Source organism: Streptomyces sp. NPDC051563, assembly GCF_044454225.1.
Lineage (GTDB): Bacteria > Actinomycetota > Actinomycetes > Streptomycetales > Streptomycetaceae > Streptomyces.
In genome coordinates, this window is sequence record NZ_JBITDL010000019.1 from 150,754 (window position 1) to 173,664 (window position 22,911).

The 22,911-nt window shown below is 69.8% G+C and carries 29 protein-coding genes; 21 read left to right on the forward strand and 8 right to left on the reverse strand.

Annotation, left to right across the window (positions count from 1 at the left end; translation table 11 throughout):
* The first annotated feature begins 6 nt into the window (after positions 1-6).
* The 14 genes from ACIA8F_RS23620 (at position 7) to ACIA8F_RS23685 (ending at position 9,189) form a co-directional block, all read left to right on the forward strand.
* Positions 7-390 carry a hypothetical protein gene (locus tag ACIA8F_RS23620; RefSeq protein WP_399381525.1) on the forward strand — a complete coding sequence of 128 codons (384 nt, stop codon included), beginning with the start codon at positions 7-9 and terminating at the stop codon, positions 388-390.
* Positions 387-530 (forward strand): hypothetical protein, encoded by a 144-nt coding sequence (locus ACIA8F_RS23625; protein WP_399381527.1) that lies wholly within the window; start codon positions 387-389, stop codon positions 528-530. The genes ACIA8F_RS23620 and ACIA8F_RS23625 overlap by 4 nt, the downstream gene beginning before the upstream one ends.
* A gap of 101 nt (positions 531-631) precedes the next feature.
* Positions 632-937: a CHC2 zinc finger domain-containing protein gene (locus ACIA8F_RS23630; protein WP_399381609.1), complete on the forward strand. Its 306-nt coding sequence runs from the start codon at positions 632-634 to the stop codon at positions 935-937.
* Positions 819-1,436: a topoisomerase gene (locus ACIA8F_RS23635; RefSeq protein WP_399381610.1), complete on the forward strand. Its 618-nt coding sequence runs from the start codon at positions 819-821 to the stop codon at positions 1,434-1,436. Before ACIA8F_RS23630 ends, ACIA8F_RS23635 begins: the two co-directional genes overlap by 119 nt.
* Complete coding sequence (locus ACIA8F_RS23640) at positions 1,433-1,783, forward strand: hypothetical protein (protein ID WP_399381530.1); 351 nt, start codon at positions 1,433-1,435, stop codon at positions 1,781-1,783. Before ACIA8F_RS23635 ends, ACIA8F_RS23640 begins: the two co-directional genes overlap by 4 nt.
* 210 nt (positions 1,784-1,993) lie before the next feature.
* Entirely contained in the window at positions 1,994-3,187 is a 1,194-nt protein-coding gene (locus tag ACIA8F_RS23645; RefSeq protein WP_399381532.1) for a hypothetical protein, read from the forward strand.
* Complete coding sequence (locus tag ACIA8F_RS23650; protein WP_399381534.1) at positions 3,184-3,528, forward strand: hypothetical protein; 345 nt, start codon at positions 3,184-3,186, stop codon at positions 3,526-3,528. The genes ACIA8F_RS23645 and ACIA8F_RS23650 overlap by 4 nt, the downstream gene beginning before the upstream one ends.
* Complete coding sequence (locus ACIA8F_RS23655) at positions 3,525-3,911, forward strand: hypothetical protein (protein WP_399381535.1); 387 nt, start codon at positions 3,525-3,527, stop codon at positions 3,909-3,911. The genes ACIA8F_RS23650 and ACIA8F_RS23655 overlap by 4 nt, the downstream gene beginning before the upstream one ends.
* Positions 3,912-4,119: 208 nt before the next feature.
* Positions 4,120-5,349, forward strand: coding sequence for a helix-turn-helix domain-containing protein (locus tag ACIA8F_RS23660; RefSeq protein WP_399381612.1), 1,230 nt, complete (start codon positions 4,120-4,122; stop codon positions 5,347-5,349).
* A gap of 387 nt (positions 5,350-5,736) precedes the next feature.
* A complete protein-coding gene (locus ACIA8F_RS23665; RefSeq protein WP_399381536.1) occupies positions 5,737-5,997 on the forward strand; it encodes a hypothetical protein in 261 nt (86 codons plus the stop codon).
* Positions 5,998-6,117: 120 nt separating this feature from the next.
* Positions 6,118-6,324, forward strand: a complete 207-nt coding sequence (locus ACIA8F_RS23670; protein ID WP_399381538.1) for a hypothetical protein — start codon at positions 6,118-6,120, stop codon at positions 6,322-6,324.
* 292 nt (positions 6,325-6,616) lie between these two features.
* Complete coding sequence (locus tag ACIA8F_RS23675; protein ID WP_399381540.1) at positions 6,617-7,816, forward strand: protein-L-isoaspartate O-methyltransferase; 1,200 nt, start codon at positions 6,617-6,619, stop codon at positions 7,814-7,816.
* A gap of 8 nt (positions 7,817-7,824) precedes the next feature.
* Positions 7,825-8,082 carry a DUF6087 family protein gene (locus ACIA8F_RS23680; protein ID WP_399381541.1) on the forward strand — a complete coding sequence of 86 codons (258 nt, stop codon included), beginning with the start codon at positions 7,825-7,827 and terminating at the stop codon, positions 8,080-8,082.
* 177 nt (positions 8,083-8,259) lie between these two features.
* Complete coding sequence (locus ACIA8F_RS23685; protein ID WP_399381543.1) at positions 8,260-9,189, forward strand: hypothetical protein; 930 nt, start codon at positions 8,260-8,262, stop codon at positions 9,187-9,189.
* Here ACIA8F_RS23685 and hemC (ACIA8F_RS23690) read toward each other — a convergent pair.
* Positions 9,176-10,108 carry a hydroxymethylbilane synthase gene (gene hemC / locus ACIA8F_RS23690; RefSeq protein WP_399381545.1) on the reverse strand — a complete coding sequence of 311 codons (933 nt, stop codon included), beginning with the start codon at positions 10,106-10,108 and terminating at the stop codon, positions 9,176-9,178. The two genes, ACIA8F_RS23685 and hemC (ACIA8F_RS23690), sit on opposite strands and share 14 nt — an antisense overlap.
* A gap of 99 nt (positions 10,109-10,207) precedes the next feature.
* Between hemC (ACIA8F_RS23690) and hemC (ACIA8F_RS23695) the strand changes: the two genes are divergently transcribed.
* The gene (gene hemC, locus ACIA8F_RS23695; RefSeq protein WP_399381547.1) at positions 10,208-11,113 is read left to right on the forward strand and encodes a hydroxymethylbilane synthase; all 906 of its coding nucleotides are present in this window, start codon (positions 10,208-10,210) and stop codon (positions 11,111-11,113) included.
* A gap of 359 nt (positions 11,114-11,472) precedes the next feature.
* Here hemC (ACIA8F_RS23695) and ychF read toward each other — a convergent pair whose 3' ends face one another.
* On the reverse strand, positions 11,473-12,561 hold the full coding sequence (gene ychF / locus ACIA8F_RS23700; RefSeq protein WP_399381548.1) for a redox-regulated ATPase YchF: 1,089 nt from the start codon (positions 12,559-12,561) through the stop codon (positions 11,473-11,475).
* A gap of 134 nt (positions 12,562-12,695) precedes the next feature.
* Here ychF and ACIA8F_RS23705 point away from each other — a divergent pair, with 134 nt between their 5' ends.
* Entirely contained in the window at positions 12,696-13,235 is a 540-nt protein-coding gene (locus ACIA8F_RS23705) for a DUF6542 domain-containing protein (protein ID WP_399381550.1), read from the forward strand.
* A gap of 60 nt (positions 13,236-13,295) precedes the next feature.
* Here the strand turns inward: ACIA8F_RS23705 and ppgK are convergent, their stop codons facing one another.
* Both ppgK and ACIA8F_RS23715 read right to left on the reverse strand, forming a co-directional pair.
* Positions 13,296-14,042, reverse strand: a complete 747-nt coding sequence (gene ppgK, locus ACIA8F_RS23710; protein WP_399381552.1) for a polyphosphate--glucose phosphotransferase — start codon at positions 14,040-14,042, stop codon at positions 13,296-13,298.
* Positions 14,043-14,091: 49 nt separating this feature from the next.
* The gene (locus ACIA8F_RS23715; protein ID WP_399381553.1) at positions 14,092-15,120 is read right to left on the reverse strand and encodes a 4-hydroxy-3-methylbut-2-enyl diphosphate reductase; all 1,029 of its coding nucleotides are present in this window, start codon (positions 15,118-15,120) and stop codon (positions 14,092-14,094) included.
* Positions 15,121-15,207: 87 nt separating this feature from the next.
* Between ACIA8F_RS23715 and ACIA8F_RS23720 the strand changes: the two genes are divergently transcribed.
* The 4 genes from ACIA8F_RS23720 to ACIA8F_RS23735 all read left to right on the forward strand — a co-directional run bounded on the left by ACIA8F_RS23720 (position 15,208) and on the right by ACIA8F_RS23735 (position 18,899).
* A complete protein-coding gene (locus ACIA8F_RS23720; protein WP_399381555.1) occupies positions 15,208-16,656 on the forward strand; it encodes an APC family permease in 1,449 nt (482 codons plus the stop codon).
* Positions 16,657-16,665: 9 nt separating this feature from the next.
* Positions 16,666-17,889, forward strand: a complete 1,224-nt coding sequence (xseA, locus tag ACIA8F_RS23725; RefSeq protein ID WP_399381557.1) for an exodeoxyribonuclease VII large subunit — start codon at positions 16,666-16,668, stop codon at positions 17,887-17,889.
* Between the two features lie 84 nt (positions 17,890-17,973).
* Positions 17,974-18,201: an exodeoxyribonuclease VII small subunit gene (locus tag ACIA8F_RS23730; protein ID WP_399381558.1), complete on the forward strand. Its 228-nt coding sequence runs from the start codon at positions 17,974-17,976 to the stop codon at positions 18,199-18,201.
* 107 nt (positions 18,202-18,308) lie between these two features.
* Positions 18,309-18,899: a malonic semialdehyde reductase gene (locus tag ACIA8F_RS23735; protein WP_399381559.1), complete on the forward strand. Its 591-nt coding sequence runs from the start codon at positions 18,309-18,311 to the stop codon at positions 18,897-18,899.
* Positions 18,900-19,040: 141 nt separating this feature from the next.
* Here the strand turns inward: ACIA8F_RS23735 and ACIA8F_RS23740 are convergent, their stop codons facing one another.
* Complete coding sequence (locus tag ACIA8F_RS23740) at positions 19,041-19,559, reverse strand: DUF4245 domain-containing protein (protein WP_399381614.1); 519 nt, start codon at positions 19,557-19,559, stop codon at positions 19,041-19,043.
* Positions 19,560-19,770: 211 nt separating this feature from the next.
* Between ACIA8F_RS23740 and glpX the strand changes: the two genes are divergently transcribed.
* The gene (gene glpX, locus ACIA8F_RS23745) at positions 19,771-20,802 is read left to right on the forward strand and encodes a class II fructose-bisphosphatase (RefSeq protein WP_383952039.1); all 1,032 of its coding nucleotides are present in this window, start codon (positions 19,771-19,773) and stop codon (positions 20,800-20,802) included.
* 83 nt (positions 20,803-20,885) lie between these two features.
* Here glpX and ACIA8F_RS23750 read toward each other — a convergent pair whose 3' ends face one another.
* The 3 genes from ACIA8F_RS23750 to ACIA8F_RS23760 form a co-directional block, all read right to left on the reverse strand.
* Positions 20,886-21,260, reverse strand: a complete 375-nt coding sequence (locus ACIA8F_RS23750; protein WP_374213444.1) for a WhiB family transcriptional regulator — start codon at positions 21,258-21,260, stop codon at positions 20,886-20,888.
* Between the two features lie 197 nt (positions 21,261-21,457).
* Positions 21,458-22,057, reverse strand: a complete 600-nt coding sequence (locus ACIA8F_RS23755) for a TIGR03086 family metal-binding protein (protein ID WP_399381562.1) — start codon at positions 22,055-22,057, stop codon at positions 21,458-21,460.
* Positions 22,058-22,135: 78 nt separating this feature from the next.
* Positions 22,136-22,837: a DUF1707 domain-containing protein gene (locus tag ACIA8F_RS23760; RefSeq protein ID WP_399381563.1), complete on the reverse strand. Its 702-nt coding sequence runs from the start codon at positions 22,835-22,837 to the stop codon at positions 22,136-22,138.
* Between the last annotated feature and the right edge of the window lie 74 nt (positions 22,838-22,911).

Here is a 22,911-nt window from a genome sequence, read left to right on the forward strand (position 1 = left end):
TAAGAGTTGACTGATGTAACGGCGCGGAACCGCCGAAACAAGCGGCGCGGAGCCGACTGGGAGTCGGAGCTCCGCGACCAGCTACGAGCGGCGGGCTTCGACATCGAGCGCCTCCGACTCACTGGCAAGGACGACGAGGGCGATCACATCGTCCGGCGACCAGGTGGGCGCCCCCTCATCATCGAGGCGAAGAACGCAGTCTTCGAGCCCAGTACGTTCGTCCGCGAGGCCGTGCGCGAGCGGGACAACTACGCCCGCCATCGTGGGCTGGACCCTTCCGGCGTTGACGCCGTGGCCGTCGTCCGCCGCCGTGGTGCGAGCTGGCGCGACGCATACGTCCTCACCACGGTGTCCGAGTATTTCGGCCTCTCACGTGAGGTCGACCGGTGAGGCAGTTCGAGGAGATGGCCGAGCACCGGCGTCTGGCGAGGGAGTTCTCCGACCTGCTGACCGAGTCCGAACCCGAGGGGCTCGACGACCTCGGATGGGACAAGCAGGACGCCTACTTTCGTGGACGGAGGGTCGCATGAGACTTCGCGACATCGGCCGGCAAGAGCACGAGGACGACCGGCCGAAGCCCGACCTGGTCGCAGTCCTGGAGCACTACGGGGTCTCGATGACCCGGACCGGCATGGTCGCCTGCCCGCTGCACGAGGATCGAACTCCTTCGTGCTCCGTGGACGAGGACAAGGGCCTCTGGAAGTGCCACAGCTGCGGCCACGGCGGCGATTCGTACAACTTGATCATGCAGAAGGAGAGCACCACCTTTGTCGGAGCGCGAACCCTTGCGGCCTCTCTCGGCCTCCCAGCGGACGATGCTGGAGGAGGCAACGAACGCCTATCAGGCAGCTCTTACGGCGGACGCCGCCCGCTACCTGGCCGAGCGAGGGATCGGCGAGGAGGAGGTGGCTACGTTCCGGCTTGGCGTCGTCGCTGATCCTCTCCCCGGCCACGGCCGCTACCGCGGAATGCTGGCGATTCCCTACCTCGGGCACGACGGACACACCCTGACCGTCCGCTTCCGCTGCCTCGAAGAGCACGACCACCGCGCCTTGGGCCACGGGAAGTACAACACGATGCCCGGCGATCCGCCCCGCATCTACGGAGTCGACTCCATTCACCAGGCCGGAGACGAGATCCACCTCAGCGAGGGCGAACTCGATCGGATCATCCTGCGGAAAGTTGGCTTCCACGCCGCAGGCGCCCCCGGCGCCGAGATGTTCTTCGGTCGACACCGTCGGATGCTCGCTGGATTCTCCCGCGTCTGGCACTGGCCCGACCCTGACGAGGGCGGGGCGCGCATGGCCGCCAAGGTGAGCCGAGGCCTCCGTACCGCTGCCTCCGTACGCCTGCGGGCCGGGGACGTCACCGAGACCTACAAGGCCGGCGGCGCCCAGGCCCTCTACGACCTCTACGAGAAGGAGAAGTCCAAGTGACCGAGAAGCCCACCGTGAAGCGGCAGCCGCGGAGAGCGGACCCAACCACGGCCGTGCTGGCCGAGGTACGGGCCGAGCGTAAGTCGCTGCCAGAAGAGGACCGCCCGCTGGGCGGAGGATTCCGGCCCGATCGGGCCCGCCTGCACTACCGCCGCGAAGCCGACCGCTGGGCCGAGATCGCCTTCGCCCGCTCGCTGGCCGACCACCCCGGCTGGGACGCCGAGCTCCTGGCCGTACTCAATGCGGCCATCGCCACAGCGGACTCCGCGACCGCCCGCGCCGGACTCATCCAGGTGGCCGCCCTGGCAACGGCAGCCGTCGAGCAGCTTGACCAGGGGGCGGCATGAGCAGCCCTTTGCCGGGCTCCCCTGGTCCCCGCCTGATGGCGATCTGGGAAGCCCTAGACGGCCGCGAACGTGCAGCCTTCGAGCGCCACCTCCTCCAGGACACGGCGGCCGAGGACCTCGTCTGGACTCTCGACCGACACGGGCATCAGGTGTCCGCATCAACCATCCGCACCTACCGGCGCCGCCTGCGCCAGGAAGGGGTGACCGCCCATGAGCGACACCCTGCTTGATGAACTCCTCTCCAAGCCGGTCGGCCCCTCCCTCCCGGCCCGCCAGGTCGACCCCGAGCGGGACTACACCCGACAGATTGAAGTGGCCGGAGACACCGCAGAGGTCACCGTCCGTGGCCCCCAGGGCATCGATTCCGAATCAACTGCGGCCGACGTCCTTCGGGCGCACCAGCTCGATCCGGCCGAGTGGGAGGTCACGGCGTTCCGCTCCTCTGAGTGGACGATGCCGGGTGGCGAGACGGGCGTCTCCGCACGCTTCAACTTTGGCCGGCGCAAGGATGCCGTTGCCGAGCGACCCAGCGTCGACGAGCTGCTCACCGTCTTCGACAACTACACCCCGCCGGTACGCCTGGCCCAGCGCGCCGAGGGCGAGTGGTCCTACGTGATCGCGATCGGCGACATGCAGTTCGGCAAGGCTGACGGCGACGGGCCCGAAGGGACGCTCCGCCGCTCGATCGAATGCATCGATCGAGCCGCAGTGCTGCTCTCCGAATACCGCAAGCGCTTCAGCATCGACCACGTCCACATGGCCTGGCTCGGCGATCACGTAGAGGGCTTCGTGAGTCAGGGCGGTGCGAACACCTGGAGGACCTCGCTCACCCTCACGGAGCAGATCCGCCTCACCCGTCGCCTGATGGCATACGCCATCGTGAAGCTCTCGCCCCTGGTCTCCCGCCTCACGGTGGTTGCCGTACCCGGTAATCATGGTGAAGCGGTACGGCCGGGAGGCAAGGGCGTGACCCGCTACGACGACTCCCACGACACCGAGGCCCTGATCTCCGTCAACGAGGCCCTAGCGCTCGCTGGCGACGACTTCGCCCACGTAGAGATCTACGTGCCGGACTCTGACGAACTCACGGTCGTCGTGGACTGCTCCGGCACCGTCGTGGCCCATGCACACGGCCACCAGTGGCGCTCTGGCCGACACTTCGAATGGTGGAAGGGCCAGTCCTTCAACAAGGCATCCGCCATGCACACCGCCGATCTGCTGCTTGCCGGCCACCTCCACCACGAACTGATCGACACCGACGGTCCCCGAACCTTCGCGCAGGTCCCGGCCATGGAGTCCGAGTCGACCTGGTGGCGTCATCGCACCGGCACGGTCGGAGCACCCGGCCTCATGGTCATGGTGACCAAGGACGGCCAGGTGCCGGTCAAGGAGGTGGTCCGATGACCCTGAATCTCGCCGACCTCGAATCAGCCGAAGCTATGGCGGCCGACTGGTCTGTACTCGCCGAGCCCCAGGTGGACAGCGTGGCCAAGGCGGTCGCCCGCGGCTTCGCCCGCGACTACGGCCTGACGCTGGAGTACGACGACGCCGTCCAGGAAGCCGTCCTCGTCTGCGCCGAGCGATCCGCCGACGTCCGACGCATCCTCTCCGAGTCCGGACCCGGCCTGCTGCACCGTTGGGTGTCCCAGCGTCTCCGGGACCGCTGGCTTACCGAGGCTCGGCACCGTGTCAGCCACACCTCGTACGAAGCCGCTCAGCAGGCGGCAGGAAGCGGTGAGCGGTGAGCGGCTATGACCGGCGACTCGTCGAACATCTCCTGCCGGCCGTTTGGGACGTAGAGGCCGCTTACGGCATCCGCAACCCCACGGCCCCTGACGCCGACATGCCGAAGGGAAGCATCGACAAGAAGTCCGCGGGAATCCTCTTCGCCCACCTCGCCGATATCCGGCGGGGCTGGGCGACTGCCCCCCTCTCGCTGGCCGAGCGTCAAGCCCTGCTGCTCCGGTACGGCGCCGACGTGCATGACGATGAGGCTGGAGCCCTGCAAGGGGTCACGGCCAGGGCAGCGCGGTATCGGTGCGAGCGGGGGGTCGGGAAGATCGCTGCACACCTCAACGGGGACACCTACGTTGACGGGTACGAGGAACTCCCGATCACGGCTCGGTGAGAATTGGCAGTTGCACGAGGTTCGCCGCCCCGGCCACCATGTGGAAGGGGCGGCGCGCCAACACTTCGGGGTCGCCCCTGCGGATCAGTCGCCAGTACCGGCGAGTTGGAGCACAGCAGGTACAGGAACAGATCGCTCGGGGCGTCCGGCGCCGTACGCTCTTCGTGAGGTCTCACGTCCCAGGAGAGTGGATACGAGTATGCCCCGCGTGCTGGAGGAGCAAGAGGAGATCGGCGGCCGGATTCGTCGGCGTCGACTGATGATGGGCCTGACGCAGGCCGACCTCGGCTCGGCCCTGGGTAAGTCCCAGGGCTGGGTATCGAAGGTGGAGAAGGGACTCATCGAGCTGGATCGGTCCGCGCTGATCAGCCGCCTGGCAGCCGCGCTTCATTGCCACCCCAACGACCTGATCCGCCGTCCGTACGACCATCGCCCGACGAGCGAGAACCGTTGGCAGGAGTCCGCCCTGCTGATTGTTCGTGAGCTGCGCCGGTACGACCTGGCCCCCACTTTCGTCGGCACCCCCCGGCCGGCCGCCGAGCTGTGGCAGGAGACTGTGCGCCTGTCCCGGCTTCGGGACGCTGCCGCGTCAACGGCCGTCATGAGGTCCGTTCCTGATCTGCTGCGGGAAAGTCGGGCCCTGGCCGAGGTCGCCAGCGGTAGCGAGCAGGAAGACGCGTGGGCCATGTACGCGGTGTTGTGCAAGTTCGCGCACACCGCCGCCAGCGCCCTAGGCCATGCGGAGCTGACTGCCCTGGCCTGCGAACGAGCCGAGTGGGCCGCCCGGCTTTCTGGTGATCCGCTAATGCAGACCGTCGCCGCTGGTGTACGCGTATCCAGCATGTGGGCGTCTGCCGACTACGACGACGCCCTGGCCTTGGGAGACAAGTCCCTGTTCGGCATTCAGGATGTCTACGAGGCGGGCGACCCCCTCGCCCTGAGCGTGTGGGGCGCGGCGCAGCTCCGTGCGGCTGTCTCCGCCTCCAGAGCCGGGAATCGGGCTGAAACCGCCACCCGCATCGGCTACGCCAAGGAAGCTGCCGGCCGCATGGACGCCCTGGCCGAACGGCCCTTCGATCGCTACAACCTGAACTTCAGCGCGGGCAACGTCACCATCCATGGCATTGCGGTGGAGCTTGAGATGGGGGACCACGTCAACGCCCTGGATCTCAACGAACAGGCCAACCCCCAGCAGATTGCCACCCTCCCCAACTCCCGTCGCGGACACCATCACATGGACCTGGCCCGCGCATACATGTGGGAGAACCAGCGCGACAAGGCATTCACCCAGTTGGCCGAAGCAGAGCGTCTGGCACGCGAGTTGGTCACGAACCACCCGGTCGCCCGAGCGACGCTCCGCAAGATCCTGCACTCCGAACGCTCCGCGACCCGTGAGGCACAACGGCTGATGGCGAGCCGGTTCCACATCGACATGTGAACACGACTTACCTGGAGGCCAATTGGGGGTCCGCGCAACACGCGCGCACCCCCAATTTCCTTGCGCTGAACTGCGGGTATTCCTCAGGGGAATTTTCACCCCATCCACAGTTCCTACGGTCTGTCACATGACACCTACGCGTCGTACTGACCAGGACCGCGTACGCCGTCGCGAACTTGCCGACGCCGCAGCGGGTTGGAGCCCTCAGCGCGGGGACCTCGCCTTCGACACCCTTCGAGAGGTAATCGGAGTGGTCGTCGGGCTTCCCGAGGACAACGACACCGAGCTTCACCACCTCGTTCCCGAGGGCGGCGGCGACGGGTGGAGTGCTCCCGTTACCCGTCTCGCGCAGCCCTCCGGTCAGCCGGAGGATGCTGGAGCCGACACGTGACCTGGGCTCCCGATCACCACCTGGCCGAGATCACCGTTCACCCGCTGATCGGCCGCGAGGTTGCCCACCTGGCAACCGGGCGTAAAGGGACCGTCGGCCTCGTGCTGGAACACCGGTCAAAGATCGGCAATCGCCTGATCAGGACCGTCGCACACATGCGACCCCTGGACGCCTCGGGCCGTGAGTGGACCGCCGAAGTCGAGGAACTCCAACCCATTCGCCCCATTGCCCCGGACATGCCGGCGGGGTACCGATGACCAGCCATGACCAGCAGTACCCCACATACACCGACGTGAGCGCCTTCTTTGCCGGCGCGTCTGCCGCGAGACAGCACCCCAACCTGGATGGCGGTCAAGCCCTCGCAGAGGGAGGCGGTCGTGACGGCCGCGAGGATCGGTGATCTCGTCCATGACGGGCCCGAGCCCGGCGGCTGGATCTACACCGACCGGCTTGCTAGCGGGGCCGTCATCCTCCGGCCCCGCTACGGCGGCGGAGGGCTCACCAAGACCGCCAAACACCCCGAAGATCTGCGGGTGATCAAAACCCGCAAGGAGCTACGACTCGAAGCCCCCTTGTGGGTCTAGCCGGCAATTCCCTGCGCCCTGGCGCGCGCCCCCTCCCGCACCCCCGCTTCCTCCGCCCGGGTGTGTGAATGTCCCCCTTCGAGGGGGCGCGCCCCCGGCCGCAGGGCCCTCAGCCCCTGGCGTCCGTCCGGGCACCAGCGCACCGTTTACCGAGAGGAAGTCTCATGGCTAAGCACAGCCCGCCCCCGCCCCCGCCGTCCAACCCGTCCCCGCCCCCCGGCCAGCCCGCTCCGCCGCCCCCGCCCCCGAACCCGGACACCGCCACCCCGCCCGGATCTGGGACGCACCGCAAGTGATCTCGACCGCGCACCAGGGGCGCCCCAGCCGCATTGAGCTGGGGCGCCGCCTCATCGAATCCGGAGCACTCTCCTCGGACTGGGCTCCCTCCTTCGCGGCCGTAGACCGGGCCTCATTCCTTCCTGACCAGATGTGGGTATTCGTGCCCGCGAACCAACCCCAGGACCCGGTCGCCACCGCCACCGCAAGCACGGTCAGCATCCATCGACGTGAGGACGAAGGGGCGTGGTACGGGTTTGCGGACTCCGACCTGTCGATCGTCACCCAGTGGGACGATGGGAACCATCGGGGGGGCAATCCCGGCCGAACAGCCACGTCCTCCTCGTCGCAGCCGTCGGTGGTCTTTCGCCTGCTGAGCGCCTTGGACGCCGACCACGGCATGCGGGTGCTGGATGCGGGGTCTGGCACCGGTGAGACCGCCGGCCTCCTGGCCCATCGCTGCGGTGCCCGCAACGTGACCACCATCGACGTGGACGCCTCCGTCTCCGCCACTGCGCGTGAACGCCTATGCGCAAACGGGTTGTACGCCGAGGTCGCTGTAGGGGATGCCCTTGCCGGCCACCCCGCCAATGCCCCGTACGACCGGCTGCTTTGCACGTTCGGCGTCCGCACCATCCCCGCGCCTTGGATTCAGCAGGCGCGTTCGGGAGGCGTGATCGTCGCCCCTTACGGCACCCACTACTCCAGTCGTGATGCTGCACTTCGTCTTACCGTCCGGCCGGACGGAACCGCTTCCGGTCCGTTTGTCGCCGGAGTTGAGTTCATGAAGGCCCGCGCGCAGCGCACGGCGTGGCCGGAGCATGCCGAGTACGTCAAGGCGTGGCCCGGCTCCAGCGGCACGGGCGTTCAACCGGATGACCTTACGGACACCGATGCCGAGTTCGCCATCGCCCTCACGGTCCCGCGCGTCGCCCACACGGTGTACCGCGAAGACGGTGGAACACGTGCGGCGTGGTTCTACTCGCTCACGGATCGGTCCTGGGCTTCTGTGCGCTGGCCCGACGAGTGCGGGCCCGGCGTTGTCCACCAGAACGGCCCTCGCCGCCTGTGGGATGCAGTGGAGGCGGCCCTCGACTGGTGGGGCACCCAGGGCCGCCCTGGACTGACCCGGTTCGGTCTCACGATCACCCCCGAAGCTGCTACACCTTGGTTGGACGAACCCGGGAACTTGCTGCCCGGGGCAAGGTGGCGATAGGGGATGACGTGGACGGCGAGGGACCTGACCCCACACCACGCCGCAACTCCCTGGAGCGCTGGATGGATCGCCGAGACCGGCGCCGTGCTTCAGACCACTGGATCACCGGAACCCGCCGCGCCCTGCCCCTTATCCCCGGGGGCGGCGGTTCCCACCTCGCACCCGACCAGCCTCGCCTGCTCCTGGAGCGCGACGAGGACGGTCGCTGGGCTCCCGTCGGCGTCGCCATTGACGCTGCCGCAGCCGCCGAGTTCCTCAGCCAATAGCACCGGCGCCCGGAATCGGCCCGCACGGCTGCTGAGCTGGCTCTTACGTGGCTGGCGTCAACGACTTGCCGTTCTGCTTTACACCGTCGCCGTCTGCGCCTTGGTGCTCGCTCTGGCCCTGGCCAGCACTCCCAGCCGCTGAGGCACTCTCCGACGCACCTCAACTTGGAGGATTTGGTGCCCACCCACCGCTTAGCCGTCCGGAACTTTCTCGGCGGCCACAACCTGACCCCGCCCGACCTCACCATGGTTCTCCTGATGCGCGAGGACGACGCGCGGGCCACCGGCCCGCTGCCGACGTTTACCGTGAAGGAGATCCCGAACGTTGTCGCCACCCTGGATGATCTCGGTGTCCGTTCGATCAAGGTCTTCGCCGGGTCGCGCATCAGGGACGCCCGCGCCTCCCAGGCAGCGTCCCCGACCGGCCTGATGGCGCGGAGCATCAAGGCCGCCAAGAAGGCACGCCCCAGCATGGCGGTGCTCACAGAGACCTGCGTGTGCTCGCACAACGACTCGGGCGAGTGCTGGCTCGCTGACACCCTCGGCCGCATGGACCTCGAAGAGACCACCGCAGTCATGGCGGCCCAGGCGGTGATGCAAGCCGAGGCCGGCGCAGACATCGCGGGCCCGGCCGCAATGATTCCGGGCTCGGTCCGAGCCGTCAGGGAAGCTCTGAACTCGGCTGGGCACACCGACGTCGCCCTCATGCCCCACCTGATCTTCACGTCGTCCCTTTACGACGGCTACCGGACCACGATGAGCGCGGCCCCTCGGTCGGGCGCGCGGGCCTTCCAGATCAATCCGCGGCAACCGGAGCAGGCCGTCCATGTTGCCTTGGAGATGGTTGAGGAGGGCGCGGACATGCTCCTTACCGAGCCTGCCCTCCACACGGTGGACACCCTCGTGCACCTGAAGGACAAGGTGCCCGTTCCGGTGATGCCGTTCTCCGTCTCCGGGGAGTTCCTGCGTCTGACCGATCCCCGCCCCGGGGGTGGTCGGGACATGCGGGGGCTGATCGAGGCGTACACCGTCCTCAAGCGCGCGGGCGCCGATCGGATCGTTACGTACGGCGCCCTTGAGATCGCTCGCGACCTCAGGGCTTCCTGATCGACTTCAGAATGCCGGCCGCACCCTGGGCGAGAAGGTCTGCCGCGACACAGGCACCGAGCTTCTCGGGGTCGTCGATCGGCCCCGCCCCGGACGCCGTGACCTGCTGTGTGCCATCCAGGGAAGTCACAGCGGCGAAGAGGTGCAGGAGTCCGTCAAGGCCGATCCGACCCCAGGCGCCAACCGGAACGGAGCAGCCTCCGTGCAGCTCAGCCAACAGCGCGCGCTCGGTACGTACGCACGCGTCAACACTTGCGTCTCCGGTCCGCGCCAAGAGAACTGCTGCCGGGGAGTCGGCGCGGACCTGGATTCCGAGCGCACCTTGTCCTGGGGACGGAGGGAAGACGGCGGGGTCGAGAACCTCGTGCACCTCCGGCATCAGTGCAAGGCGATTCAGGCCCGCTGCGGCCAGCACCACCGCGTCCAGAGCGCCCTTCGTCGTCCGGGCAAGTCGCCCAGGAACGTTCCCGCGGATCGGCACCACGTCCAGGTCGGGCCTCAGCGCGAGCAGTTGTGCGATCCGGCGCGGAGCACCGGTTCCGACACGGGCTCCAGTCGGGAGGCCCTCCAGGGTCGAGCCGCACAGCACGTCCCGCACATCCTCGCGAGGGCCGGGGGTCGTCAGAAGGAGAGTGCCTTCGTGTACGGAGGTGGGCAGGTCCTTGAGTGAGTGCACGATCACGTCGACCTGGCCGGTCACGAGGGCCGCTTCCTGATTAGTGGAGAAGGCGCTCCCACCGGAAGTCTTGGCGACTTCGGCGAGCGTAGGTGTCACGCGGTCCTGATCCCCGCCTTCGAGGATGATCTCCCGCTTGAACGTCACGCCGGGGAACTGCTGAGCAACCGGGGCAAGCCACTCCGCGACCTGCGTCCGGGCCAGCTTGCTCGCTCTCGAACCGATTCGAAGCACATCGCTCATCCAGCTCAACTCCTCGCATAAGCAGGCTTGTTGAGCCGCAAGCCTACTTGCACCAGAAGCATGCAGTTTCCGACAGAATGTCATCAAAGGAGAATCTCGGTGAAGCCACTGCGCATCGGCGCTCGCGCGTCCCTGATGTCCCTCATGCAGACCGCGCCCCTGATGGCGAAGCTCGGCCCCACTCCGATGCTCTTACGCCCCTTCCATGAGGCAGGGGGCGACCGGGAGCAGAACCGCGCCCCCTTGGAGGCGAACGGCGTCTTCTCCGAGGAGATCGAAACCGCCCTCATCTCCGGCGAGGTCGATGTTGCCGTGCACTGCCTCAAGGATGCCCCCACGCACGACACGGCCGGCACGATCATGGCCGCCTACCTGCCGCGCGATGACCGACGCGATGCGCTGGTGACGCGAGAGCCCGACCTGAATCTCCTGACGCTACCCGCTGGGGCCCGAATCGGTACCGCCTCAATGCGAAGGACGGTGGCCCTTGGTCACGTCCGGCCCGACATCGAGGTCGTGCCGATGCGAGGCCCCATCAACGCCCGCCTGCGCGCCCTCGCACAGGGCGAGGTCGAGGGCCTGATCGTCGCCGCCTGCTCCATGGAGCGCCTCGGCCTGTCCCACCGCATCGGGGAGCGCATCAGCACCGAGATCATCTGTCCGCCGCTCGGCGCCGCGATCATCGCCCTCCAAACCCGCGAGGATGACATGGAAACTCGCAAGGCGCTCTTCAAGCTTCACCACGCCGATACGGAAGTGGAAGCAGAGGCCGAACGTCTGGTTCTCCGCCAGATGGGCGGCTTCTGCAACGCCCCCCTGGCGGGCTACTGCACCACCAACCACCACGACGAGGGCAGCACGTACACCGTTCGCGCCCGCGCGTTCAGCCCGGATGGGAGCGTCGCGATCGACACCCGCCTTACCGGCGACGACGCCACGACGACCGCGCTGGCCGTCTGCGGCCTCCTCACCCAGCACGGAGCGCGCGAACTCGCTACTGGCTGAGCCGTCAGCGCCCAGAGTCGCCCCAAGGGCATGGTCCATTTGCGGAAGCGAGCAACAGCTCGGCAAGAGATAGACCCTGCCCTCCGCTCGCTGGACCAAGCCTCCCAGGAAGGTGCCCGCACCGATTTGGTGTTGCATCCACCTGGCCCCGTCGGCCCACTCTCCCTTCCCGGAGCTTCCGGCGCTGACCGCAGAAGTCAGCACCAAGTCAGCACGGGAGGGGTGATCACAGGTGTTCAGAGGTGCTTCCAGGTCAGCACCAAGTCAGCACGGGAAATAACTAGGGGCCCACCCCGGAAGGGTGGGCCCCGCCTGACCTGCATGTTTGCCAGATCAGTAGTGCCGTGTTATGAGACCGCTCAGACGTTGAACCTGAACTCCACCACGTCGCCGTCCTGCATGACGTAGTCCTTGCCCTCCATGCGGGCCTTGCCCTTGGAGCGGGCTTCGGCGACCGAGCCGCAGGCGACCAGGTCCTCGAAGGAGATGATCTCCGCCTTGATGAAGCCGCGCTGGAAGTCGGTGTGGATGACGCCCGCGGCCTCGGGGGCGGTGGCGCCCTGCTTGATGGTCCAGGCGCGGGTTTCCTTCGGGCCGGCCGTCAGGTAGGTCTGCAGGCCCAGGGTGGCGAAGCCGACGCGGCCGAGGGTGGCCATACCGGGCTCTTCCTGGCCGACCGACTGGAGGAGTTCGAGGGCCTCGTCGTCGTCGAGCTCGATGAGCTCGGCCTCGAGCTTGGCGTTCAGGAAGATCGCCTCGGCCGGGGCCACCAGCGCGCTCTGCTCGGCCTTGAAGGCCTCGTCCGTCAGCTCGTCCTCGTCCACGTTGAAGACGTAGAGGAACGGCTTGACCGTGAGGAGGTGCAGTTCGTGGAGGAGGTCGCCCTGCTCCGTGCCCTTCGTGATGCCGTGCGAGAAGAGGGTGTCGCCCGCTTCGAGGATCTTCACGGCCTTCTCGACGGCCGCGAGGACCGCGACCTTCTCCTTCTGGAGGCGGGACTCCTTCGTCAGGCGCGGCACCGCCTTCTCGATGGACTGGAGGTCCGCGAGGATCAGCTCGGTGTTGATGGTCTCGATGTCGTCCTTCGGCGAGACCTTGCCGTCGACGTGGACGACGTTCTCGTCCTTGAAGGCGCGGATGACCTGGCAGATCGCGTCCGATTCGCGGATGTTCGCGAGGAACTTGTTGCCGAGGCCCTCGCCCTCCGACGCACCGCGCACGATGCCGGCGATGTCGACGAAGTCGACCGTCGCCGGGAGGAGCTTGGCGGAACCGAAGATGCCGGCCAGGACGCCGAGGCGGGCGTCCGGAACGCCGACGACGCCGACGTTCGGCTCGATCGTGGCGAACGGGTAGTTGGCCGCCAGCACGTCGTTCTTGGTCAGGGCGTTGAACAGGGTCGACTTGCCGACATTCGGCAGGCCGACGATTCCGATCGTGAGCGACACGTTGGCGACTTCCCGTAGCTGGAGGGGGCGGCGGCCCGGAGTGGGCCACCGGACAGTTTACTTTCCGATGAGGGGGGCCCGATGTACGCGTGTCCGGGCACGCGATCGGCGGCCTCCCCGCCTAGTTTTGGGGGGTGGAGCGATACAAGGCGCGTACGGTACGTCACCCGGCGGAGCGGTCTGCGGAGCAGTCTGCCGCGCGGTCGGCGGAGCAGTCTGCCGCGCGGTCCGCGGAGCAGGCCGCCGAGCGGTCCCCCCGGCGGGCGCCCGCGGCGGTGCGCCGGCTGCCGCGGCCCCGGCTGACCGGGCTCGGCGGCGGGCTCTTCGCCTGCGCCGCGATGTTCCTGATCGGCGGCCTCGACTGGCTGCTGTTCGACGCCTCGCTGTTCCTCTACGGCCTGCTCTTCCTCCCCGTGGCGGCCGCCACCGCCCTGTGGGTGCGGCCCGCCGACCTGATCACGGCGCCGATCACCGCCCCGATCGCCTTCGCCGCCGGAGCGTGGCCCGTGTCAGGCGGCTCCGGCGGCTTCGCCGGCGAGGTGATGGGGCTGGTGTCCGCGCTGTCCCTGCACGCCGGCTGGCTGTACGCCGGCACGCTGGTGGCCGCCCTGATCACGGTGGTGCGCAAGGCCGTCCTCATCGGCCGCCGCCGGATGCCCCGCCGGGTCGCCTGACCCCGCCGGGTCGCCTGGCCCCGCCGCGTCGCCTGACCCCGGCGGGGCTCCCCGCTGCGGCTACTTCGACGCCGACCGCGCCGCCATCGCCGCGCCCACGATGCCCGCGTTGTTCTGCAGCTCCGCCGGCACGATCCGGGCCCGGACACCCTCGATCAGCGGCAGGAACTTCTCCGGTTTGCGGCTCACGCCGCCGCCGATGATGAACAGGTCCGGGGAGAAGAGCATCTCCACGTGCGCCAGGTACTTCCCGACCCGGCGCGCCCAGTGCTCCCAGGTCAGGTCCCCGTCGTCCTTCGCCTTCACCGAGGCCCGGGTCTCCGCGTCGTGGCCCTTCAGCTCCAGGTGGCCCAGCTCGGTGTTGGGCACCAGGTGCCCGTCCGTGAAGAGCGCGCTGCCGATCCCGGTGCCCAGCGTGAGCAGGATGACGGTGCCGTCGACCCCGCGCCCCGCCCCGTAGGCCATCTCCGCGACCCCGGCCGCGTCCGCGTCGTTCAGGACCGTCACCGGGCGGCCGTCGAGCTTCGAGGAGAGCAGCGCCGCCGTGTCCACGCCGACCCAGGCCTTGTCCATGTTGGCCGCCGAGCGGGTCACCCCGCCGGTGACCACCCCGGGGAAGGTGACCCCCACCGGCCCGTCCCAGTCGAAGTGGCGCACCACCTCGACGACGCAGCCGGCCACCCCGTCGGGGGTGGCCGGCTGCGGTGTCAGCACCTTGTGGCGCTCCTGCGCCAAGTCGCCACGGTTCAGGTCCACGGGAGCACCCTTGATCCCGGAACCGCCGATGTCCACGCCGAAGATCTCCATGGACTCACCGTACGAAAAGTCCCGCCGGAGCGCCCTGCCGGGGAGGGACCTACTTCTGTACGCCCTCGGCCGCGCCCGGAGCCGCGACGAGCTCCGCCGCCTCCGCGCGCAGGTCGCGGCGCAGTTCCTTGGGCAGGGAGAAGACGATGGATTCCTCGGCCGTCTTGACGATCTCCACGTCGCCGTACCCGCGCGCGGCCAGCCATTCCAGCACCTCGTCGACGAGCACTTCCGGCACCGAGGCGCCGGAGGTCAGGCCGACGGTGGTGACGCCGGCCAGCCAGGCCTCGTCGATCTCGCTGGCGAAGTCCACCAGGTAGGAGGCCTTCGCGCCCGCGTCGAGGGCGACCTCGACGAGGCGGATGGAGTTCGAGGAGTTCTTGGAGCCGACGACGATGACCAGGTCGCAGTCCTTGCCCATCACCTTGACCGCCTCCTGGCGGTTCGAGGTGGCGTAGCAGATGTCGTCGCTGGGCGGCGAGACGAGCAGCGGGAACCTGGTCTTCAGGGCGTCGACCGTCTCCATCGTCTCGTCGACGGACAGGGTGGTCTGCGAGAGCCAGACGACCTTCGACTCGTCGCGGACGGCGACCTTCTCGACGTCGTGCGGGCCGTCCACGATGGTGATGTGGTCCGGGGCCTCGCCGGAGGTGCCGATGACCTCCTCGTGGCCCTCGTGGCCGATGAGGAGGATGTCGAAGTCCTCGTTGGCGTAGCGGATCGCTTCCTTGTGCACCTTGGTGACCAGCGGGCAGGTGGCGTCGATCGTCGCGAGCTTGCCGCGGGCCGCCTCCTCGTGGACCACGGGGGCCACGCCGTGCGCGGAGAACATCACGATGGAGCCCTCGGGGACCTCTTCGGTCCGCTCGACGAAGATCGCGCCCTTGTTCTCCAGGGTCTTCACCACGTACTTGTTGTGCACGATCTCGTGCCGCACGTAGACCGGGGCGCCGTACTGTTCGAGCGCCTTCTCGACGGCGATCACGGCTCGGTCCACGCCCGCGCAGTAGCCGCGCGGGGCGGCGAGCAGGACGCGGCGGGATGCGGGAACGGGGGCGTCAGCAGTCATGGGCTCCATCGTACGGGGGTGTCCAGCAGGCCGGGGGTCCCCCGTTCGGCACACACTGGGTCGAACATCCACTCAGGCCGTACCCCCGGAGGAAAGATGGCGTCCGCGACGGATCCCAGTACGCCGCCCGGCCCGCCCGGATCGGCCGGGCCGTCCGGCGGCCCGGCCGCCGCACCCGGCAGCTCGCTCCGGCGCAGTCTCGGATTCCGGGACCTGGTGGTCTACGGGCTGCTCTTCATCGCCCCCATGGCCCCGGTCGGGGTCTTCGGCACCCTCGACGCCAAATCGCACGGCGCCGTCGCCCTCGTCTACCTCTTCGCGACGGTGGCGATGGCCTTCACGGCCTTCTCGTACGCGCAGATGGTGCGCGTGGCCCCGCAGGCCGGCTCGGTCTTCACGTACGCCCGCAAGGGCCTCGGCGAGGGTCCCGGGCTGATCGCGGGCTGGATGGCGATGCTCGACTACCTGCTGATCCCGGCGGTCGCCTACCTGTTCTCCGGGATCGCCATGAACGCCCTGGTCCCGGAGGTCTCCCGCTGGGTGTGGACGGCCCTGGCGGTGGTCGTGACCACCCTGCTCAACCTGTGGGGCGTACGGGCCGCCGCCCGCGTGGGCTTCGCCGTGCTGGCCATGGAGATCGCGGTCCTGCTGGTGTTCCTGGTCTCGGCGGTGACCGTGCTGATCCAGGGCGCGGAGCACCGGGCCTGGCTCTCCCCCTTCACCGGGGACGGCTCGCTCGGCGGGTTCTCCATGGCCGCCGTGCTCGGCGCGGTGTCCGTCGCCGTCCTGTCCTACCTGGGCTTCGACGCCATCGCCTCCTTCGCCGAGGAGGTGACGGGGGGCAGCGCGAAAGTGGCGCGGGCGGTGCTGTTCTGCCTGGCGCTGACCGGGGTGCTGTTCATCGCGCAGACCTATCTGGCGGCCCTCCTCAGCCCCCTGTCGGCGGCGGAGCTGGCGGCCGACCCGGGGAAGCAGGGCTCGGCCTTCTACACGACCGTCGAGGCCTCCGTGGGGATGTGGCTGCACGACCTGGTCGCCGTCAGCAAGGCCATCGGGGCCGCCTTCGCCGCGCTGGCCGGGCAGGCCGCGGCGGGCCGGCTGCTCTTCGCGATGGCCCGCGAGGGGCGGCTGCCGCGCGCGCTCGCCCGCACCTCGCACGGCACCCCGCGCCCGGCCCTGCTGGTGGCGGCGACGGTCACGCTGATCGCGGCCGTGTGGGCGGCCCGGCGCGACGACGGGCTGGACCACCTCGTCTCGGTGGTGGACATCGGGGCGCTGGTCGCGTTCACGCTGCTGCACGCCTCGGTGGTCGGCTGGTTCGTGGTCAAGCGGCGCGAGGGGGCCCCGAACTGGCTCAAGCACCTCGTCGTCCCGGTGCTCGGCGCCGCCGTGACCATCACGGTGATCGTCGAGGCCTCGTGGACCGCGCAACTCGTGGGGGCCGTGTGGCTGCTGGTGGGCCTGGGCATCCTGGTGGCCCAGCGGGGGCGACGCGGACGGGACGAAGGCTCCCGGCCCGGCGCCGGTGTCGGCGCAGGCGGTTAGCCTGCGTGCATGGGTCTGAATTCGTCGGCTGACGCGCCGCTGCCGGTCGGTCAGGTCTCCCGGCTCATCGGGGGCTGGATCGACAGGCTCGGCCAGGTGTGGGTGGAAGGGCAGATCACGCAGCTCTCGCGGCGGCCGGGGGCGGGGGTGGTCTTCCTGACGCTGCGCGATCCCTCGCACGACATCTCCCTGAGCGTGACCTGCTTCCGGCAGGTCTTCGACGAGGTCGCGGACTCCGTGTCGGAGGGCGCCCGCGTCGTGGTGCTCGCCAAACCGGAGTGGTACGCCCCGCGCGGGCAGCTGTCCCTGCGGGCCACCGAGATACGGCCCGTGGGCATCGGCGAGCTCCTGGCCCGGCTGGAGCGGCTCAAGCGCTCCCTCGCCTCCGAGGGGCTCTTCGCACTGGACCGCAAGAAGCCGCTGCCGTTCCTGCCGCAGCTGATCGGGCTGGTGGTGGGGCGGGCCTCGGCGGCCGAGCGCGATGTGCTGGAGAACGCCCGGCGCCGCTGGCCGGCGGTCCGCTTCGAGGTCCGCAACGTCGCCGTCCAGGGGGTGCACGCGGTGCCCCAGGTGATCCAGGCGGTCAAGGAGCTGGACTCCATGCCCGAGGTCGACGTGATCATCGTGGCCCGCGGCGGCGGCAGCGTGGAGGACCTGCTGCCCTTCTCCGACGAGGAGGTGGTACGGACCGTCGCGGCGGCCCGTACCCCCGTGGTCTCGGCGATCGGGCACGAGCCGGACTCCCCGCTGCTGGACCTGGTCGCGGACCTGCGGGCCTCCACGCCCACGGACGCGGCGAAGAAGGTGGTCCCGGACGTCGGCGAGGAGCTGGAGCGGGTGCGCCAGCTGCAGGGCCGGGGGCTGCGCGCGGTGCGCGGGCTGCTCGACCGGGAGGAGCGGGGGCTCGCGCACGCACTCGCGCGGCCCGTCTTCGTCCACCCCCAGCGGATGGTGGAGACCCGGGAGGCGGAGGTGGACGCCCTGCTGGCGCGCGGCCGCCGGACCCTGGGGCACTTGCTGGACCGGGCCGATTCGGAGCTGGCGCACACCCTCGCCCGCGTGGTGGCGCTGTCCCCGGCGGCCACCCTGGAGCGCGGGTACGCGGTGCTCCAGCGGGCCGACGGGCACGTGGTGCGCTCCCCCGAGGACGTGTCGGCGGACGACGTGCTGCGGGCGCGGGTGGCGGAGGGGGAGTTCTCGGTGCGGGTCGCCGCCGCCGGGGAGCCCTCGTAGGCGCTACGGGCAGCACGGACGGCAGAGCCCTTCACACTGCCGCAACAAATTTCGGTGTACTACACAGTTAAGGTGGGAGCGGGAATGGCCGGGACCGATACGGCGCTGGGGTACGAGCAGGCCAGGGACGAACTGATCGAGGTCGTCCGCAAGCTGGAGGCCGGCGGCACCTCGCTGGAGGACTCCCTCGCGCTCTGGGAGCGCGGCGAGGAGCTCGCGAAGGTGTGCCGCCACTGGCTGGAGGGGGCCCGCGCCCGGCTGGACTCCGCGCTCGCGGCGCGCGAGGCGGCGGAGGGCGCCGGCGGGGAGTGATCTCGGTCACCAGCCGAGAGATTTAGTTGAAACTTCATCTACTTGCGTCGTAGTCTCTGGACATCGCTACAGCAGTCCCGCAGCCCCGCACAGAAGAAGGCTTTCCGATGTCTCTCGTTCTCGACGCCGCCGCTCAGGACCTCCTCTTCCGCGAGGCCCGCACCGCCAACACGTTCTCCGACGAGCCGGTGACCGAGGAGCAGGTCCAGGCGATATACGACCTGGTGAAGTTCGGCCCGACCGCCTTCAACCAGACGCCGCTGCGCATCACCCTGGTCCGCTCCCCCGAGGCCCGCGAGCGCCTCGTGAAGCACATGGCCCAGGGCAACCAGGCCAAGACCTCCACCGCCCCGCTGGTCGCGATCCTGTCCGCGGACAACGAGTTCCACGAGGAGCTCCCGCAGCTGCTCCCCCACTTCCCGCAGGCCAAGGACGCCTTCTTCTCCCAGCGTCCGGTCCGCGAGCAGTCCGCGCTGGTCAACTCCGCGCTGCAGGCCGCGTACTTCATCATCGGCGTCCGCGCCGCCGGCCTGGCCGCCGGCCCGATGACCGGCCTGGACTTCGCCGGCGTCCAGAAGGAGTTCCTGGACGACGACCACACCCCGCTGATGGTCATCAACATCGGCAAGCCGGGCGAGGACGCCTGGTTCCCGCGCTCCCCGCGCCTGGAGTTCGACCAGGTCATCACGACCGTCTGAGCCCAGCCCCGCAGGCAGTGAACGCAAAGGCCGCGCCCCCGGAATCCCGGGGGCGCGGCCTTTGCGCGTCGTTCTGCGGTCGTTCTGCTGAAGTCGTTCCGAGGTCGCCCTCAGGTCGTTCCCACGCCGTACCGCGTCCCGCTACGAACCCTGCTTGAACTCCAGCGCCGCGGCCATCGCGCCGAGCTGCTCGAAGGAGGCCGTCCCGGTCACCACCGTGACGTGGCCCTGCTCGTGCCGCACGAGGGCGTCGTACTTCTCGCCGTCCCAGCGCTCCCAGACCTGGTCGCCGACCTGCTGGGTCTGCCCCGTGGCCGTCGCCTTCCGGGTGACCTTGGCGATGTACTTGTCGGAGGCGTCCGCGGACTGCTCCACCGCCACGTACTGCTGCGCCGGGTCCAGGAAGCCCAGGTGCCAGGAGCTGGCCTCCTTGCGCGAGTAGCCCACCGAGGTCGCCCGCCACTCCGGCGGCAGCCCGACGGGCACCGCCACGGGGTACGGGGCCGCGCGCCGGGCCGTGAGGCTCTCGACGCGGTAGTCGACCACTCGCGTCGGATCGGCCTTCTCGTCATGTGGGATGACCAAATAGATCCCCCCGACCACGAGCCCGATCACCGCCAGCGACCGGACCATGTCCACGACCGTCTGCTTGCCTTTCATACCTGCCACAACACCATCGTCCCGCATGCCCCCGGACGATCACCGCCGGGGTCCGAAAGGCGCGCCGCGCACCGCGCAAGGTGTCCGCTCAGGACAATCGGCTGACCGATATGGCGCTCATACGTGACCCGGTCTGCTCAATATGTCGACGTACCGATAGAGTCCAGGGACCCTCACTCCCGGCCGTCGCCGTACAGAAAGGTGCGCTCCGATGACCGAGCACAACCTGCCGCCCCAGCTCGAAGTCTCTCCGGAGGCACCCGACCGCAACCTCGCCCTGGAACTCGTCCGGGTCACCGAGGCCGCCGCCATGGCCGCGGGCCGCTGGGTCGGGCGCGGGGACAAGCTCGGCGCCGACGGCGCCGCGGTCAACGCGATGCGGACCCTGATCTCCACCGTCTCGATGAACGGCGTCGTCGTCATCGGCGAGGGCGAGAAGGACGAAGCCCCGATGCTCTTCAACGGCGAGCGGGTCGGCGACGGCACCGGTGCCGAGGTCGACATCGCCGTGGACCCCATCGACGGCACCACCCTGAACGCCAAGGGCATGCCGAACGCCATCGCCGTGCTGGCCGCCGCCGACCGCGGCACCATGTTCGACCCGTCCGCGGTGTTCTACATGGAGAAGCTGGTCACCGGCCCCGAGGCCGCCGACTTCGTCGACATCAACGCCCCGGTCTCCGTCAACATCCGCCGCGTCGCCAAGGCCAAGAACATGGCCGTGGAAGACGTCACGGTGATCATCCTGGACCGCCCCCGCCACGAGGGCATCGTCAAGGAGATCCGCGAGACCGGTGCGCGCATCAAGTTCATCTCCGACGGCGACGTCGCCGGTTCGGTGCTGGCCGTCACCGAGGACAGCGGCATCGACCTGCTGCTCGGCATCGGCGGGACGCCCGAGGGCATCATCTCGGCCTGTGCGATCAAGTGCATGGGCGGCACCATCCAGGGCAAGCTGTGGCCCAAGGACGAGGCCGAGCGCCAGAAGGCGATCGACGCGGGCCACGACCTGGACCGCGTGCTCTACACGAACGACCTGGTCTCCGGCGACAACGTGTTCTTCGTCGCCACCGGCATCACGGACGGCGAGCTGCTGCGCGGCGTCCACTACCGCTCGGAGACCGCGACGACCTCCTCGCTGGTCATGCGCTCGAAGTCGGGCACGATCCGTCAGATCGACTCGACCCACCGCCTCTCGAAGCTCCGCGCGTACAGCGCGATCGACTTCGACCGCGCCAAGTAGCCCACGGGCGGCACGGACGAGCCGGGCATACGGAAGGGGCGCTCCCGCGTGCGGCGGGGGCGCCCCTTCCGTATGCCCCGGTCCTACGAGGCTTCGCGCAGCTCCCCCGCCCGGCGCCGCCGGCGGGCCAGCACCACGCGGCGCTCGGCGGCGGTCAGCCCGCCCCAGACCCCGTAGGGCTCGGGCTGGATCAGTGCGTGCTCCCGGCAGGCGACCATGACGGGGCAGCGGGCGCAGACCCGCTTGGCGGCGTCCTCGCGGGACAGCCGGGCGGCGGTCGGCTCCTTGGACGGGGCGAAGAACAGCCCGGCCTCGTCGCGTCGGCACACCGCGTCCGCGTGCCATGGGCCGTCCTCTTCCCTGGCCGGCACCCGAGGCTTCGGTACGACCGCCGCCGGGCGCCCCTGAAGACTCTGGACGGCGGCTACCTGCAGGGACTGGCGCGGCGGATGCGGCACGGTCTACTCCTGACGACGTATACGCGAGCGAGAGAGGCGACGCACCTGTCCCTACCCGCTGTGCGCGCCCCTATGCACCGTGTGCCGCCGATCCGGCCGGTTCGACCGAAAGGTGCCCCCGCCCCGAGGCCGCCCCGGACCCGCCGCCGGACCGCCCCGCCCGGCCCCGCGCCCGTCGCCCGGGCGTCACCCGGACGTCATGCCGCGGGCGGCGTCCAGTCGGGCCGGCGGCCCAGGAAGGCGAGCAGCGCACCGGCCGGATCGGTGTCGGGACCGGGTGCGGAAGTGAGCGCCGGGGCGTACGCGAACCCGCGCAGCGGCTCGGCCAGCAGCCGGGCGGCCGGGCCGAGCGCCAGCGCGAGGGCGGGGGTGAGCGGGGAGGCCTGGCCGGTGGCGACCGCGAGGTCCCAGGCGTGGACGGCGGCGTCGAGGGCGGCCGCGGCGACCGCGGTCTCGGCGGGGAGGGTGAAGGGCGGCAGCGGCACGGCCACCTCGGCGGTGCCCGGCAGGACCCCGGCGAAGGCCTCCGCGGCGGCGGCGAGGGCCGGCTCCAGCAGCTCGGCGGGGCTGCCCGTGAGGGCGCCGGTGGGCGCGAAGGGGTCCTCGGCCGGTCCCGGGCCGCCGGTGAGGCGGCCCGCGTAGGCGAGCTGGTCGCCGGCCGCGTGCTGGAGCACTTGGCCGACATTCCACTGGTCGCACGGCGTCGGTGCGCCGAGGGCGCCGGCCGGTACGGCGCCCGCGACGGAGCGCAGCGCCTCGTGTGCCTGGTCGAGGAGGTCCCACTTGGATGCGGTCATGGACCGGACCCTACGGGCATCCACCGGCCAAAGGACCTGATTTCAGTGCCAGTTGCCCCGGCGCCGGCCCTACCGGTCTTACGGGGTGCCCGTCACGCCCTTGCGGAGCCGGTTCGCCAGGTCCACCAGGCGGGCGCCGGGCTTGGGGCGGGCCTCGATGTTGCCCAGCAGGGCGAAGCCGCGGACGATCACGACCGGGGCCTGCGGGTCGGTCGCGCCGCGCCCCTCGCCGCGCACCTCGAAGTTGCCGAGGACCCCGCTGCCGTAGCCGCGCAGGGTGACGTTCTCCGGGACCAGGACCTCGACGTTGCCGAGGATGCTCGTCACGTTGATCTCGGTGACCTGCTGCTCGAAGACGGCCTGGGTCAGGTCGATGCTGATGTCGCCCAGGACGGAGACCGCGCGGGTGTGCGCGCCCGGGCGCCAGCGGCCCTTGCGGGAGGAGCTGCTGCACACGGCAACGACCGTCTCCACCGGGACGCCCGGGACGCCCGCCGGGGCTCCCGGGGCGTAGTGCGCCTCCTGCGGCCGGGCGCCGGGCACGGGCAGGTCCCGTACGAGCACCTCCAGCTCGGCAACCGTCTTCACCGCGTACAGCGAGTCGAGCCGGTCGGAGTGCTCCTCGGCGGTCAGCCGGCCCTCGGCGACGGCGTCGGCGAGGATCTGCGCGATCCGGTCCCGGTCCGCGTCGGAGGCACGCAGCCCGGGGGCCGGAGCCGGTGCGGGTGCGGGGGCCGGCGCGGGGGCCGGCGCGGATGAGGGCTGCTTTTCCAGGTCCACGCGCCCAGCATAGCGAGACACGATAGATCGCGATACTGGCCAGTGAGCCTTACCTCACAACAAAAGCCGCCGGA

Bases quoted from the DNA above. Each gene is read 5' to 3' on its own strand.
- ACIA8F_RS23650 (WP_399381534.1), top strand. From the start codon at position 3,184: ATGACCCTGAATCTCGCCGACCTCGAATCAGCCGAAGCTATGGCGGCC.
- glpX (WP_383952039.1), top strand. From the start codon at position 19,771: ATGACCGAGCACAACCTGCCGCCCCAGCTCGAAGTCTCTCCGGAGGCA.
- ppgK (WP_399381552.1), bottom strand. From the start codon at position 14,042: ATGGAGATCTTCGGCGTGGACATCGGCGGTTCCGGGATCAAGGGTGCT.
- ACIA8F_RS23720 (WP_399381555.1), top strand. From the start codon at position 15,208: ATGGCGTCCGCGACGGATCCCAGTACGCCGCCCGGCCCGCCCGGATCG.
- ACIA8F_RS23735 (WP_399381559.1), top strand. From the start codon at position 18,309: ATGTCTCTCGTTCTCGACGCCGCCGCTCAGGACCTCCTCTTCCGCGAG.
- ACIA8F_RS23740 (WP_399381614.1), bottom strand. From the start codon at position 19,559: ATGAAAGGCAAGCAGACGGTCGTGGACATGGTCCGGTCGCTGGCGGTG.
- ACIA8F_RS23755 (WP_399381562.1), bottom strand. From the start codon at position 22,057: ATGACCGCATCCAAGTGGGACCTCCTCGACCAGGCACACGAGGCGCTG.
- ACIA8F_RS23630 (WP_399381609.1), top strand. From the start codon at position 632: ATGGTCGCCTGCCCGCTGCACGAGGATCGAACTCCTTCGTGCTCCGTG.
- ACIA8F_RS23730 (WP_399381558.1), top strand. From the start codon at position 17,974: ATGGCCGGGACCGATACGGCGCTGGGGTACGAGCAGGCCAGGGACGAA.
- xseA (WP_399381557.1), top strand. From the start codon at position 16,666: ATGGGTCTGAATTCGTCGGCTGACGCGCCGCTGCCGGTCGGTCAGGTC.
- hemC (WP_399381545.1), bottom strand. From the start codon at position 10,108: ATGAGCGATGTGCTTCGAATCGGTTCGAGAGCGAGCAAGCTGGCCCGG.
- ACIA8F_RS23645 (WP_399381532.1), top strand. From the start codon at position 1,994: ATGAGCGACACCCTGCTTGATGAACTCCTCTCCAAGCCGGTCGGCCCC.
- ACIA8F_RS23715 (WP_399381553.1), bottom strand. From the start codon at position 15,120: ATGGAGCCCATGACTGCTGACGCCCCCGTTCCCGCATCCCGCCGCGTC.